Origin of the sequence: Mucilaginibacter lutimaris (assembly GCF_042676625.1) — a bacterium.
Lineage (GTDB): Bacteria > Bacteroidota > Bacteroidia > Sphingobacteriales > Sphingobacteriaceae > Mucilaginibacter > Mucilaginibacter lutimaris.
Genome location: NZ_JBHTIA010000012.1, coordinates 582,157 through 596,702, shown reverse-complemented (window position 1 = coordinate 596,702; position 14,546 = coordinate 582,157). Strand labels below are relative to the sequence as shown.

Sequence of the window (14,546 nt, the reverse complement as noted above, 5' to 3'; positions counted from 1 at the left end):
GCCTGCTATTCATTAGTGAAGGTAAACTTCAACCTCTCAAACTTTGCAATTCGCTTCAAGTTTTTCGTGAATGGTCAAATACAATTTGCGGCATTAGGGTGGCTCGAACCGTTATTCCAATCCGATAATTGTCTGAGATTTTGGAGGAATTGATTCGACAGTTGTTTTATTGAGGCGCCTTATATGGGAACTTTTTGTTAAAAGTCATTGCTCCTGTATGATGGATTTAACAAAACGTAAAATCAAAAATTAAGTGCTTTAGAATAGCAATGTTTGAATGAGTAGATATATAAAGTGCATTTGTTTGATTGTTTGATTTCGAGCGTAGTAGTTCAGATTCTCTCTTATCCTTCTTAAGCAAAGAATTTACCCCCTTTATAGTTTCTTCAGTATTACCCTGTAAAAGGTAACCAACCAAACTTCCATTTGCATACTTGCCAGACACAAAATTATCTATGCCGGTGTCAATATACCTTCGTTTGAGCGCAGAATCATTTTGTTTCAGGTTTTTCGCCTCAAAAAAGTACTCGATTTCATAACTTTTAGTAAAAGTTGTCAACCTAAAATCTATTCTGGGAAATTTATCGGCAAACCCCTTTACTTTTGGAATGTCCTTTGGTAAATCAGCTTCAACGTTTGTAGATACTTTCCATTTTGTTCTTAAGGGATTTGCTCGAATATGCTCATGTAATTCAGAAGAAATATCATTTTCATTCCAGTCTAACTGTATTACTTTGCCCGTTAAAGAAGCTTGGTATGCTTCGATAATAAGCTGAAAACACTTCTGCTCAAAAGCATTTCTGAATTTTTCGTAAAGATTTGAATTCAATGCCATCACTAATTCTCGTTTAGAATTTCAAGAACTAGGTCTGATGCATCTTCTATAGCCATTGATTTTGACCAAAACCGGCGTTGATTAGGACGAATAATATAGATATCGTCACCAATCTTATAATTAAGCTTTTTTCTGAAATAAATATTGGTTGACTTTTTTTTCCATAAATGTTTATCGAGTTTTTTAAGCTCATTATCAATGAATTCTTTAGATTTAATTACTTCAGTTGGAGTTTTAGCAAAAGAAAGTTTAATCATCATTAAGGGAGAACTTCGATTAATGCTCACAAAAACCGTAGCGTTCGCAAACAAGCTTTCGCCTTCAAGAAAATCGTTGAGTTCAGCACTGATCGTTTCGCTGTAGGCCATTATATGTTCTTTTAGCACAGGAAATACTGCTTTAGATTTTTCTTTATTTTCGAATAAATCTAAACTAAATTCTAAGCAATCACTTACAGTTATTTTTCCATCGATTGGGGAGTCAAGAATATTATCAATTAAAATTGAGCTTATTCTATTTTCAACATCTTGAGCATCAAATTCGCTAAAAAATTCACCTGATTTTTTGTTGAGTAAGATGCCATCAAATAATTTAATAATATCATTTAAAGCTTTGTCGTTCAATAATGGCAATAATGCTGGACTTTCCAACACTTCATTCATCAAAACCCGTTCGCGCTCAATACCCCAAGAAGAGCTTGTTAAGAAAAGAAAATATGTTGTTAGCTTAGAATTAAGTATGCTTACTAATCCTTTCTTCAGGTTAGGTTCGACATTTCCATTAAAAACATAACAAGAAGTTGTACAGTAAGAAAAGTGGTCGATGTACGAAGCTGCTAGTTGTTTTTTATGTTGACCTTCCTTCATTAGTACAAAAGGCGGATTGAACATTGTTCTGTCAATGTTTCTATATGCCCGATGATTTATTTTTGATGCATTTTCTGAGGTATAATACCTTTCTATCAATTTTGCACTTATTACTTTTTCTGGAACAAAATCAGGATTCTGTGAGTCAGAATTTATTCCCCTCGCATACACCCATTTATTATTATCGAAATATTCTTCTAATGAAATAGATTTTTTTTGAATTTTCTGTATCAGTTCCCAATCGTTCATGCCACCCCACATGGCTATTTTCCAGATTTTAGTGTCAGGCTTCTGGCACTCTTCTCTTGGCAAATATTTTAAATCGGTGGAGTCAATGCTCAACCCCTCTATTATGTTGGATTTGATATACGTTTTAGGTGCATAATAAGCAATTTTATTGCTAGGCTTCCTTGGTAGCTTACTTTGATAAAAGACAATACTTATCGGACCTGTTGCGTCGCCAAATAATTGACCACCAAAATTCTTTTTTGCATTGCGCAGAATAGAAAAATTAAATACCTTTTCTACATAGCATTCATTAAAAAGCCATTTTCTGAAGTTCTGATAAGTTCCACCTGTATTAGTTAATACTTTTGTATTAAATATTAGTGCTATTTCTCCTTTAGGTGAAAGTATTGTTGCTTTATGCAGAAATGGTAACACCATTTCTTTTGCAAAGCCATGATGGTCGCAATAATTTCGGACTGTTTCGGATAAATCAGTTGTACCAAATGGGGGATTACCTACCACAAGATCAAAAGCGATATCTTCAATTTCTTTATTTTCTGTAATTGAATCTCTACAGAAAAGATTATAACCCTGCTCTTTTAGGGATTTATCATTAGGATTGTTAATGAGATTTGGCAAACGATGCTTTTTTTTCTGCCATATAGTTTTGGGATCCAGATTGTCAACCAGCGCTAAATAAAGACTAAAAGCAGCAACCTTTATTGCTTGAGGATGTATTTCAATACCATAAATGTTATCAGTTAAAAGCTTTTTTAATTTATCAAAGTCAGTTAATTTTTCTTTACTTTGATTTTCATAACGTTTAACCAGCCGTTTAAAACTTTCGACTAAGAAAATTCCTGAGCCGCAACTTGGGTCTAAAACCTTGATATTATAATTTTTTTCAGTTTCCCTAATAGGAAGTTTCTCATTTAGAATAAATTCAACTAAGGCAGGTGGGGTATAATAGGTACCAGTTCTCTTTTTTAATTCAGGGTCTGTATTAAATAAAAAATTCTCATATATCTCACTTAATAGTTCAATTTGAATGATACTGAAATCAAATAAGCGCCAGTCGTCAAATAATTTTGACTGAGGGGTATTATCGTTGCCACTTACAAAGCATTTTTTAATAAGCTGGAGTTGCCCTGCTGATATCCTTTCGCCTTCCTCAATTGTAAATACATTTCCGTTGAAATCGTCTTCAAGGCGTTGATATAACTTACTGGTAGACTCTGTGTCTTCCAAAATATCAAAATATGATTTCGCGGATTTTTTTATTTGTCCATATAATTTTTCGTCAGTTGCACCTCTATCTTCAAGATATAGAAGAAATAATGAACGAAGTATGATTTTATGAATGAATTCAATCTTTAATCCGGCGCTTTCAAGTTGATTTGCGGTATTAACTAAGCTGGTTATAAGATATTTATCAACTCTTCGCTGAAGATCAATTTTATCCCGTATGAATTGAGCTTCAGTCGCTGTCCATACTAAGCCGGAATCAATTGCGATTCTGGAAAATAGTTTATTTAGCTCCTCAAGCTGTTTTTTATCTGAAAAAAGGTACGTACTAATCTCAATCCGCTTCAATTCTTCTGAAAAATGAGAACTTTCTTTCGTTTTGATCAGCGGCCTTTCAGAGCAATTGTAAATACGAATTTCTGTATCAGAGTAAACATACAAAAACAAAACCTTTTTGTAATTCCATATTTTGCGTTGAACTTCTGCTATTATCGGTAGTGTTTCATCGTCAAAAACATTTACCTTCTTTAAGAAGATCGCCGGGTAACTATTGCCCTTATCATCTGTATTAAAATATATTGAATCTACCCCGAAATCTTTTTCACTTACTTCACTTAACACAATAGACTCTGTTTCCAAGAACTTTTCGTTCTTGGAATTTACGTATATTGCTCTATCTAAGCCAATTAGCTCTATTACGTCTTCTCCCGTCATCGCTTATTGCTGTAGTGAAAAATTTGTCCAAAGTACATAATTATTATTTTTAAAATTGTATGATAGCCATAGCTATACAACCCTGTGTCCTCAATTATTTAAGAGCTGCGCTAAGTTTCGAAATCTCCAATTTCATTTCTAACATCACCTGTAAAATATGTGCAGAAGGTATTTCATTATGATGTGAAATCATTGTACAAGCAATATGAGCTTTGTAAACCCAAATTTCAATAACGTCTTCTACTGGTATTTCATAGGGTTGAAATAATATGTTCAAAGATTTAGCCAATATCTTTTTTTCTTTTTTAATCCGGTTTTCTATTTGTTTAAAAACAATGTCAGCTTCCCCATTTTTAAGTATTAAGATACACAACGTATCGTCCTTAATTTTTGTCCAATCTTCCAAGTATTCGCCAATAATCTGGCAACCATCGGGATACGGCAACATTGAATCACCGGAAATCGGAAATATCCGATATTTGCTATGTTTCGATAAGCCGGGAATAGAATAGCGTGGTAGTTCGGCTATCCATTCGGGGTCACCATACCCATTCCTATACCCTGCCTTTGCCTTTTCTGGAACAAATTCTACATTATCGACATTATCTTTATCAACGGTTGTGGCTAATACTCTTATATTGGTCCCAGTTGTGTAAATATCGTTACCGGCTTCCAATTCTTTAATCTCCGATTCAGCCAACTTTTGAAGATTCACTTTTAATAGTGTGTCTACCCCAATTCCGAAAACGTCTGAGAAACTCAAAAGATCTTCTAAGGGAGGATTAAGCGTCTTCCCAGATTCAAGTAAGGCAAGTTTGGAACGCGTCATAGACAATCTATTAGATAACTCTTCCTGACTTAAATTTTTTCTTTTTCGCAGCTTCCTCACATTTGAAGCAAAAAACAATTGTTGATGTTTCAAGACGATCGTTTGTTTTAGAAACAATGCGCTGTTTCTAAAACAAACATAATCAAATTGAATAACATTGCAAAGTACTGTAACATTCGCAAGTAAGCACCAATGGTCATCACAACGGATGTCTCCAGATTGGTAGACTTCATTACTTATAAAATCTACAATGGGCAGTTGCTGTATTTCTTAATGTCCATATACAAAAACTTGATCACTTAAGAGCCTCTGTTTTTTCACATTGACAACAGAGTTCGAAATATTTTTAGGGACAGATAAATCAAGCCGTCCCTAAAAGCGTATTAAATTATACTGTATTTATGCTGCAAACAGATTAGCCAACCACTTTAAGTCGGTTATAAGATGGTTCGAGATTAGTCCCGTCGGGGCTACCTGAAAAGAGGCCTTTAGATTAACTTCTAAGGGCCTTTGTTTTTTTGTTACTTTCTATCCTGATCTGCACCATAACCTTATTAACCGTTCAACATCGCGGCAGGTCGCATTCACATAACAACATGAATACAGGGCAAGCATCAAGGTTTTGGGTGACGCATCTCATTTCCTGCATACTTTTACTTACCTACCTTGCTTGCATAACAATATTCATATGCAAAAGAGTCCTGATAATCCGATGTTGCTGTTCGCGCAGGAAGCGCCTGAAGTAGCCAATGCCTTTGATGCCCTGATCCAGTCAATTGTTGCCTCTAAAGGCCTGGATACCAAAACCAAACAACTCTTATATATTGCCTTAAAGGCCGCCGAGGGCGATCAGGTTGCCGTAGGCTGGCACTCCGCTATGGCCAAGGCGGCGGGCGCCAAAAAGGCCGAAGTTGTTGATGCAATTTTATTGACACTAACTGTACGCGGTATACGTGGAGTCGCATCTTGTTTGCCTACTGCGCTTAAGGCGTTTGAAACAGAATAACTACACCGCTATAAAGAGTTATCAAACATTTTGAAATCTTTGGTAAGGGTATTCGAGTCATGCTACCGATACCTCAGATAAAAAGCCTCAAGTTGAAAGATTTGAGGCTTTTGTTTGTCAAAGAACTGTTACAGCTATTACTATTAACCCTTTTTAAATAACAATATACTATTAACCATCATCACCAAAGCAGTGCCGCCGTGAATGGAAAGGTGTTGCATGTCCCCGGCACCATTGGCCGAAAGGATAATTAAAAAATCTACCAGTGGTGTTAGGGTAGCAGTAGTAATAACCCAGGCAGTTGCCCTTCGCATTTTTAGATAAAGCAACGGCAGCAAAACAATACCCGATACCATATCACGGATACCCTTTACTTTTCCGTAAGCTTCATCGTGCATGTTGGTAAAAGATATGCCGTATCCAATAGCGCCTACCTGTGGTTGCAATATAAACCGTACACCTATAAAGATGATGCCCAGCGCCAGGAGAAGCGTAAGCCAGTACGATACCGAGCGCATCCCCCAAATTTGTTGTTTGATCTGTGTTTCCATGATTTTTAATATTTAATAACACAAATCTCCCAAACGATGCGCTCAACTTCGTTCACCCGGGTTAACTAATACATAAGTGCTACTTATTTTGCGTTACCAGCCGTTTCCTGATGCGGGACAGCGATTGTGGTTTAATACCTACGTACGAGGCAATATAATATTGAGGGATCCTTTGCGCCAGATCGGGGTATGAACGCAAAAAATGCTGATAACGATCGGACGGCGAATCCCTGTAAAACGATTTCAACTGTTCGAGGCTGTTTATAAAAACGTTTTCTATAGCAAGGCGGCCTAACTTTTCGCCCTCGCTAACTGCTGTATACATGCGTTGCAGATCCGCATAGTTTATTACCTGTAAAGTGGTATCCTCAATAGCCTGTATGCTGGTATTTGAAGTCACGCGCGGAAGAAAGCTCTGGTAGTTGGAAACAAACTCCCCTTCTTTATTAAAGTATAAGGTTTTTTGATTGCCGTTATCGTTCATATGATAACGCATCAGCCCCTCTTCAATAAAACCCACATAACGGCACAGCTGCCCTTCTTCCAGGAAATATTGGCCCGATTGTATTTGTAACGGCTTAAACAAGCCGGCAATTAGCTGCTCTTCATCCGCACTTATCCTAATCAAACTTTTTATAGCGGCTATCAGTCTACTCATCGGTGTTGCTTACAACTCGCGGATCTTTAAATTTTTAAAGGAAACACCCTTTGTCCAATCCTGTAACACAATGCGCCCGCTGGTATAGCGGCCAAACTCGGGGTAGTTTTTAAATTTACTTTCCTTTACCTTGTTTGCCCACCCGGCACCGATAAGGTCTTGCTCCACAGTAAGTACACCATTCAGGAAAAATTTGATCTTACCATCCTTCTGGATAATCTCTGAATGGTTCCACTCGCCGTTCGGTTTGTTCCTGGCCGGATGTAGTTGCGGGTTTAGGTTAAAAAGGCAACCCGAGATCTTAATGGGTACAGATGCATCCGGGTGCTTATTACCAAGCAACTGGTACTCGGGCCCTGATGCCCATGCCGTGGCAATATCCTTGCGTTCCAATACATTAATAAACACACCACTATTACCATCTTCGGGTATCTTCCAATCAAAAACAAAATCGTAGTTGCTGTAAGTGTCATCAGTTGCAAGGTCCCCATGGTCAAGGTCGAGGTTAGGGTTACAAAACAATACCCCGTCTTTTACCAGCCAAATATTGCCAATAGTGTTAACATTGTATAAGTGCCAGCCATTGGTTGTTGTTCCGTCAAACAAAAGCTTCCAGTTATCGGCTTTTTCTTTATCCGTTAATTGGTTATCGGCAGGGGTGCTAACACCACATGCGCTGATCAGAACGGATAACACACATCCGGCCAAAAGCTTTTTAATGATCGACATATTAGAATTGGTTATTGGTTTATAAATGAAAGAAAAATGATTGATATATACTAAACGCACCAGTAATTTCTTTTTGCAGCGGTCTGTTATCTCCAGTTGCTTTGTTCCATATAATCTACAGGCAGGTAGTTAATGTACTGTACAAAGCGTGGCGTGGTGGTTGTATTGGCGCTGCTGCCATGTTGCAGCGCCTGCTGCCAAATTATAAAATCGCCGGCCTTGCCTGTAATGGGTTTACTGCCCAATGCATGCAGGTCCTGCTGCCGCGGGTCGGCGCCGGGTGGCAGCGAATTAAGCCAATCTGCTATGCGGTGCTGAAACCCCGGCACCAAAGTAAAGGCACCCTGGTCTGCTGCTACATCATTTAGGTATAAAATACCCTGCAGGCCAAAAGGTATGGGCAGTTCAAGGCTGCAATCCCAATGCAGATCGGGCCCCGGGAATTGCCAGCTTTCGTTCTCGGGCGGGTTAAAGCCAACCCTGTCGTTATTCATCCAAATGTTTTTCGTCCCCCACAATTGTTCAAAAGCCCCGCGTATACGTGCCGAGTTACGGTTTTTGGTTAAGATAGGGTGCTGAAAAAGCTGCACCATAATACCCTGCCGGGCGGGGTTTGGCAAATACCAGGTATCTGCTTGATTGGATTTAATGCCTAAAAAATCGCAAATAACAGCAATTGTTTCCAGGCAGTCCTCTTCAGGCACCGCGTTGTTAATTATTACATAACCATTTTCTTCGAAAAAAGCCAGATCAGCGGCAGATAGTACTTCGGCAGATCGCCCTGTTACCACTTCACCATCAAATATCCTGTTAAAACGTTCAATAGTGTCATCGTCTGGTGTGCCCGCAGTTTCAATTATCCACTCTTCAAACGCTTCAAAAGAAAGATTTGCCTGGTATAAATGGGTGATGGTTTGCTCGAGCCCCAAACCCAGCGCGCCTAATAATATTTTATTTAATTGCCACTCCCGCTGCAATACAACGTCACCTGCATTAGCACGGTTTAGCATAACAGCCTGCCAGAAACGTTTTAATTGCTTAATGTTTAGCTTACCTGTTTCGTGTGCCGAAGGCAAAACTATTTCAGCATTCATTATCCTTTTTGATAGATTTAATGGTTTGTTATAAGCAGAATTAGGCTCAGTAAAAAGCCCCGGTGTTTCGATCCGGGGCTATATTGTACATTCTATTGTTTAGAGGCTGTTAATTTGCCGGGATTTTCTACCGTGCCATCGCTCGACCCTGTCCAGGTGCCCGTCATCCTTGTGCCGTTGCCAGCTATATTCATGTTATAAGTTACCTTTTCAATATTTCCGGTTATAGCTTGCGATTCCAACGTAAGCACTTTAATAACAGATTCGTAAGAGCCGGTAACATTATCGGTACCCGAAGATTTTCCATCTACCGATTCCCAATAAAAAACACCCTTGTATGAATTTACGCCATAGTCATCTTCGATAAGGGTAAAAGTGCCCGTCCACTGGCGGCCGTCGTTACCTACGGCACTGGTAATTTTCCAGGTGCCTGCCAATGATGGCTGGGGTTGTGTTTTTGAGCTGCATGATGCTACCGTTAGTATAGCAAATGCGATAATGAAGATCTTTAGTATACGCATAACAATGTGGTAAAGTAGCTAAATATATAAATTATATTATTATACAGCCATTTACATCACATTTTTCCGGGGCTTAAACCACAGCAATAGCATTTCGATAGGCGATAATTACCCACGCCAATCTTTACATATCCATGCTATCCCTCGCCTACAATGTTTATCTTTACATTAACAATTATGCAATCTCCACTCAATAAATATAACTTAAAATTTCAGGAAGCGCTTGCCGGGTTAAACCCCGAGCAATTGGCCGCTGTTAACCAAATGGATGGCCCTGTGCTGGTTGTGGCCGGGCCGGGTACGGGCAAAACGCAGATACTGGCGGCGCGTATAGGCAAAATTTTAACCGATACCGATGCTCTGCCAAGCGAGATCCTTTGTCTTACCTACACCGATGCGGGCGCTGTTGCCATGCGCAAACGTTTGTTCGAGTTTATTGGCCCGGACGCCTACCGCATTAACATCTACACTTTCCATGCGTTTTGTAACGAGATCATCCAGGAAAACCTGGAGTATTTTGGCAAGCTTAACCTGGAAGCCTTATCTGACCTGGAATCGGCGATGCTGTTCCGCGAACTGGTGGATGAATTCCCGAACGATCACCTGCTCAAACGCTTTACGGGGGATGTTTACTATGATGCCCCGAGGTTAAAAAAACTCTTCTCGACCATGAAGACCGAGAACTGGACGGAAGACCTTGTTAAACAAGCCGTGCAGGAATACCTGGACGACCTGCCTAACCGCGATGAATTTGTATATAAAAGGGCGAATACCAAGGCGGGCATCAAAATAGGCGACCCCAAACAAAAAGATATAGATAAGGTGCAGGAAGCTATGAGCAAACTGCTGGCTGCCGTGGGCGAATACAAAAATTATTCGCGCAAAATGCGCGATAGCAATTGGTACGATTATGACGACATGATCATTTGGGTGCTGAAAGCATTTCGCGAGAATGACGAGATATTGCGCCGTTATCAGGAACGTTACCAATATATTTTAGTGGACGAATTTCAGGATACCAGCGGTTCGCAAAACGAGCTGTTAAAGTTTTTACTGAATTACTGGGAAACGCCCAACGTATTTGTTGTTGGCGATGATGACCAATCCATCTTCAAATTCCAGGGGGCAAACATGAAGAACATCCTGGATTTTGCCGGCGACTATGTAAACACCCTGAAAACCGTTGTATTAAAACATAACTACCGCTCCAATCAGCACATCCTGGATATATCGCGCGCGCTCATTAACAACAATAACGAGCGTTTAACCGCGCAGCTAAAGCTCGATAAAAACCTAAAAGCATCGCATCCGCGCTTTACAGAGGAAATAGTTGAACCTGTTATTAAAGAATATGAAAACCCAAGCCAGGAACTTGTGGATGTCGCCTTACAAATAAAGCGACTGGTTGATAAGGGCACTCCTCCCGGTGAAATAGCGGTAATATACCGTAACCATAGCCAGGTGGAGGAACTGCTTCACTACTTAGATACACAGCATATTGCGGTTAACACCAAACGCAAAATCGACGTATTAACCATCCCCTTTGGCGAAAAGATCATCAACATATTACGCTACCTGAGCATGGAGCTGGATTCGCCTTATAGTGGTGATGAATTGCTTTTCGAGATCTTACATTACGACTTTTTTACCATTCCTCCTATCGAGATAGCTAAGGCCAGCATAGCGGTATCTAAAGAGAATTTTGGTACGGCAAGTAATAATCTGCCTAAAACCTCGCTGCGCCGCTACATCAGCGAAATAAAGTTAGCAGCGCAAACAGACCTTTTTAGCAAGCAGCCAACGCAGGAAATGAAGTTTTTGGTAAATGATATTGATGCCCTGCTTACCGATGCCGTAAGCGTTACGCTGCAGCAATTTTTCCAGAATGTGATAGCCAAGATGGGGATCCTGAAGTACATTATGCAACAGCCCGACAAAGGCGTGCATATGCAAATACTTACCAGTTTCTTCGACTTTTTAAAAGACGAGAGCCGCAAAAACCCCGAAATAAAATTAGCCGATTTGATCGTCACTATCGACCTGATGCGCAAAAACAACATCAGGCTGGAACTGAACAAGGTTATCTTTTCAGACAACGGCATCAACTTCCTTACCGCCCACGGCTCAAAAGGCCTGGAATTTGAGCATGTGTTTTTTATAGGCTGCGATAAAAAAACATGGGATAGCAAAGGCCGCAACAGCGGGTTTAGCTACCCGGATACGCTTACAAGGGCAGCGTCTGACGACATCGCGCAGAAAGAAGAAGCCCGCAGGTTATTTTATGTAGCGCTCACCCGTTCTAAACAATGCCTTAATATTTCTTACGCTGGCAAGGATAAGAACGGTAAGGACCAGGAGCCCTCGCAATTTATTGGTGAGATACTGGCCGAAACGCATTTGCAGGTACACCACCCAAAAGTTAGCAGCGACGACATGATCGAATTCTTCGCTACGCAGTTTAACGAGGCTGATAAACCCGTGGTTGAACTGCTGGACAGGAATTATATTAACCAGCTGCTGCAAAACTACACCCTGTCGGTAACCCATCTGAGCAATTACCTGGATTGCCCGTTGAGGTTCTATTTCCAGTGTTTGATCAGGGTACCATCGGGCAAAAGCCCGTCGGCTACATTTGGGCAGGCGGTGCATTGGGCGCTTAACAAAACCTATCGCCGCTTAAAAGAGAATAACGATGAGTTTTTATCTACCGAGGAGTTTTTAAAGGAGTTTCGCTGGTATATGTACCGCAACCGCGATTCGTTCACCAAGGAAGATTTTAAACGCCGGGTTGATTACGGCGAAAAAATATTGCCGCCATACTATGAGCAAAACGTGCCGACCTGGAATAAAGTGGCCCAGACGGAACGAAGCATCAAAAACATCGAAGTGGCCGGCGTGCCGATAAAAGGCAATTTGGATAAAATTGAGTTTGATGGCAAACAGGTAACCGTAGTAGATTATAAAACAGGCCGCGTGCGTAATGCTAAAGCCAAACTGGAACGCCCGACCAACGAAGAACCGTACGGCGGCGATTACTGGCGCCAGGCGGTATTTTACAAGATCCTGGTAGATAACGACCGCACCAACGATTGGGAAGTAATTAACACCATTTTTGATTTTGTAGAACCCGAAAAAGAAGGAGAATACTTTAAGGCCAAAGTTGTTATTACGCCGCAGGATATTGAAGAAGTTACCGGGCAGATAACCACCGTTTACCAAAAGATAATGGCCCACGATTTTAACAAAGGCTGTGGCAAAAAAGAATGCGACTGGTGCCACTTTGTTAAAAGCAATTTTAAACAACCCGAAGGTTTACTTGAGGTTGCCGAAGGTGAGGATGAATAGCAAAAAATGAGAGAGGCGCTTATTTAGCGCCTCTCTCCGTTATAAATTAAAGAAATTATACTCGAACCGCAGCAGGTACATATTGGCGCTGTTGCGATGCATATTGTTATACAATGGGGTTCGGTATGAGAAATCGAGGCGGCACACGCTGTTAAATATCAACTGCGCGGCAGGCGCAACATCCAGGTAGTTTTGGTTATACCCCGGGTTGTTTTTGCCAAGCAGCTCTACATACAGGTTAAGGTTTACCTGGTTGTAACTTTTGTATTGTTTAGGTAAAACCAAATAACCTGCAGATAGCGTGTAGGCCAAAGCCTCTTTGGCGCCGGTAATAGCGCCAAATCTATTATCGCTGTTTAACCCACGCAGGTAACTTGCCGAGCCGGATATGGCCAGTTTATGCAGCAGTTGAGTAAAAACCAAACCGCCCTGCACACCGGAGTTATCGCCTTCTAAAGCAATTTCCTGCATCGTATAGGGGTTACGGCTAAAGGCTGCTTTTCCAAATACAGCCCCGCGAAAATGCGTTTGCACTGCATCAACCGAAAGAAAGCGATACTTGGTATAAAAACTACCCCCCTCAAACCGCTGGTTGTTTTGGTAAAAGTTAGACACATACGCGGATGCGTGTACCATAATTTTGCCTGTAGCGCCATACATGGCTTCTAAAGTTGTACGGTTTTTAAACACCGATGCCTGCGTAAACCCCTGGTTCTCTAACCTTATACCTAAAGAATGGGCGGCCATGTTGCTTGCCGGCTCTGTATTTACATATAACTCCTGCGCGTGCGCAAAGCATGCCAATGCCTCAAGGCAAATAGCCAATAAAATAACCTTCATAAAATTTGTTTATAAAGGTGCTTAAATGGTTAAATGGTAGGTACGGCCGGTAGCGGTTGTTGCTTCTTCGGCGTTTTTACCCAAATGCTTTTTGGTAACCGATGATGGGGCAAAGCCTTTATCTACAATGGTAACGGTAACAGGGCCGGTTAAAACTTTATCGGCATTAAGCAGCTTATAAGTGTTATCGCCATAGGTGAAGGCGTTATCCGCGATTTTGGCGTTATCAAAGTTGAATGTAGTTTTCAGGTAACTTACCGAAAAGCCGGAATCCTTAACCTTTTTGCTGATCTGTGAAAAATCTACCGGCACATCACTTTTAAAGGTAATTACGTAGATGTTACGCATCAGGTCGGGCTTTATCTCACTAACGAACGGAAGAGCTTTTAATGATTTTTCGGTAGTGCGGGCACATAGTGAACAGGTAAGGCCGCTAACCTGTAGCTCGGCTTTAGTAAATTGTGCTTTGGCAACAGTTACAGTTGCTATAAATAATAGGATATATACTTTAAGGGTTTTCATGTTTTTAAAAATTGAATTTGAATAGATATGTTAAATCTTAATGGGAAGATTCAAAATCAAATTTTCAAGGTTCTATTTTTAATAAACTGAGGGACATTTTGCCTGGGCGCATCCGGAGGGCCTCTGTCAAACAAAACATCAAGTAATAATTGGTGTACCGGTAATATAAAATCGGCGAATGCCGACTTAGGCACATCAACAGGTGTTTTTTTAGGTAAAAAAGAATTTGGCTGATTTTCGTGGCTATCCTTAACTTTTACGTCAAGTTTGGTATCCTTACAGCATTTCATCTTGCTTTTGGCCATTGGCTTAACGCAGCTCTTGGCCGGGGCATTTATTTTAATATCGGCAACATGGTTGCCGCAATAATGTAAGTTAAGGGCAAAGCCGGTTGACGTAACTACATACATCAACACCAAAAACAATATGCCCGCTTTTTTCATCATCAAAACAAAAATACACTATTAACTCACTGATTACAAACTTGTATATCAAAAATTTATTACACAGCATTTGTAAAATAAAATATAATGCTTTTCTTTGTTTAGAATTAATCTAAATAA

The 14,546-nt window shown here is 40.3% G+C and carries 13 protein-coding genes; 2 read left to right on the top strand and 11 right to left on the bottom strand.

The window, feature by feature from the left end; translation table 11 throughout:
* Window positions 1-226: 226 nt before the first annotated feature.
* From ACFQZI_RS17705 to ACFQZI_RS17695, 3 genes are all read right to left on the bottom strand, one after another.
* Window positions 227-835 (bottom strand): hypothetical protein, encoded by a 609-nt coding sequence (locus ACFQZI_RS17705; protein ID WP_377144856.1) that lies wholly within the window; start codon window positions 833-835, stop codon window positions 227-229.
* A 2-nt stretch (window positions 836-837) separates the two neighbouring features.
* A complete protein-coding gene (locus ACFQZI_RS17700; protein ID WP_377144854.1) occupies window positions 838-3,888 on the bottom strand; it encodes an HsdM family class I SAM-dependent methyltransferase in 3,051 nt (1,016 codons plus the stop codon).
* Window positions 3,889-3,982: 94 nt separating this feature from the next.
* Window positions 3,983-4,810: an XRE family transcriptional regulator gene (locus ACFQZI_RS17695; protein ID WP_377144853.1), complete on the bottom strand. Its 828-nt coding sequence runs from the start codon at window positions 4,808-4,810 to the stop codon at window positions 3,983-3,985.
* A 595-nt stretch (window positions 4,811-5,405) separates the two neighbouring features.
* Here ACFQZI_RS17695 and ACFQZI_RS17690 point away from each other — a divergent pair.
* Window positions 5,406-5,723 (top strand): carboxymuconolactone decarboxylase family protein, encoded by a 318-nt coding sequence (locus ACFQZI_RS17690; protein WP_377144851.1) that lies wholly within the window; start codon window positions 5,406-5,408, stop codon window positions 5,721-5,723.
* A gap of 143 nt (window positions 5,724-5,866) precedes the next feature.
* Here ACFQZI_RS17690 and ACFQZI_RS17685 read toward each other — a convergent pair whose 3' ends face one another.
* From ACFQZI_RS17685 to ACFQZI_RS17665, 5 genes are all read right to left on the bottom strand, one after another.
* The gene (locus tag ACFQZI_RS17685) at window positions 5,867-6,274 is read right to left on the bottom strand and encodes a DUF4267 domain-containing protein (protein ID WP_377144850.1); all 408 of its coding nucleotides are present in this window, start codon (window positions 6,272-6,274) and stop codon (window positions 5,867-5,869) included.
* Between the two features lie 79 nt (window positions 6,275-6,353).
* Complete coding sequence (locus tag ACFQZI_RS17680; RefSeq protein WP_377144849.1) at window positions 6,354-6,932, bottom strand: Crp/Fnr family transcriptional regulator; 579 nt, start codon at window positions 6,930-6,932, stop codon at window positions 6,354-6,356.
* 9 nt (window positions 6,933-6,941) lie between these two features.
* Window positions 6,942-7,661 carry a 3-keto-disaccharide hydrolase gene (locus ACFQZI_RS17675; protein WP_377144847.1) on the bottom strand — a complete coding sequence of 240 codons (720 nt, stop codon included), beginning with the start codon at window positions 7,659-7,661 and terminating at the stop codon, window positions 6,942-6,944.
* An 86-nt stretch (window positions 7,662-7,747) separates the two neighbouring features.
* Window positions 7,748-8,755, bottom strand: coding sequence for a phytanoyl-CoA dioxygenase family protein (locus ACFQZI_RS17670; protein ID WP_377144845.1), 1,008 nt, complete (start codon window positions 8,753-8,755; stop codon window positions 7,748-7,750).
* A 92-nt stretch (window positions 8,756-8,847) separates the two neighbouring features.
* A complete protein-coding gene (locus tag ACFQZI_RS17665) occupies window positions 8,848-9,276 on the bottom strand; it encodes a hypothetical protein (RefSeq protein WP_377144843.1) in 429 nt (142 codons plus the stop codon).
* A gap of 177 nt (window positions 9,277-9,453) precedes the next feature.
* Here ACFQZI_RS17665 and ACFQZI_RS17660 point away from each other — a divergent pair, with 177 nt between their 5' ends.
* Window positions 9,454-12,621, top strand: coding sequence for an ATP-dependent DNA helicase (locus tag ACFQZI_RS17660; protein WP_377144842.1), 3,168 nt, complete (start codon window positions 9,454-9,456; stop codon window positions 12,619-12,621).
* A gap of 39 nt (window positions 12,622-12,660) precedes the next feature.
* On the opposite strand, the gene ACFQZI_RS17655 is transcribed toward ACFQZI_RS17660, so the two are convergent.
* The 3 genes from ACFQZI_RS17655 to ACFQZI_RS17645 are packed head-to-tail and all read right to left on the bottom strand — an operon-like array spanning window position 12,661 to window position 14,429.
* The gene (locus tag ACFQZI_RS17655; RefSeq protein ID WP_377144840.1) at window positions 12,661-13,461 is read right to left on the bottom strand and encodes a hypothetical protein; all 801 of its coding nucleotides are present in this window, start codon (window positions 13,459-13,461) and stop codon (window positions 12,661-12,663) included.
* 21 nt (window positions 13,462-13,482) lie between these two features.
* Complete coding sequence (locus tag ACFQZI_RS17650) at window positions 13,483-13,983, bottom strand: heavy-metal-associated domain-containing protein (protein WP_377144838.1); 501 nt, start codon at window positions 13,981-13,983, stop codon at window positions 13,483-13,485.
* 56 nt (window positions 13,984-14,039) lie between these two features.
* Window positions 14,040-14,429 carry an HYC_CC_PP family protein gene (locus ACFQZI_RS17645; protein ID WP_377144837.1) on the bottom strand — a complete coding sequence of 130 codons (390 nt, stop codon included), beginning with the start codon at window positions 14,427-14,429 and terminating at the stop codon, window positions 14,040-14,042.
* Window positions 14,430-14,546 lie beyond the last annotated feature (117 nt).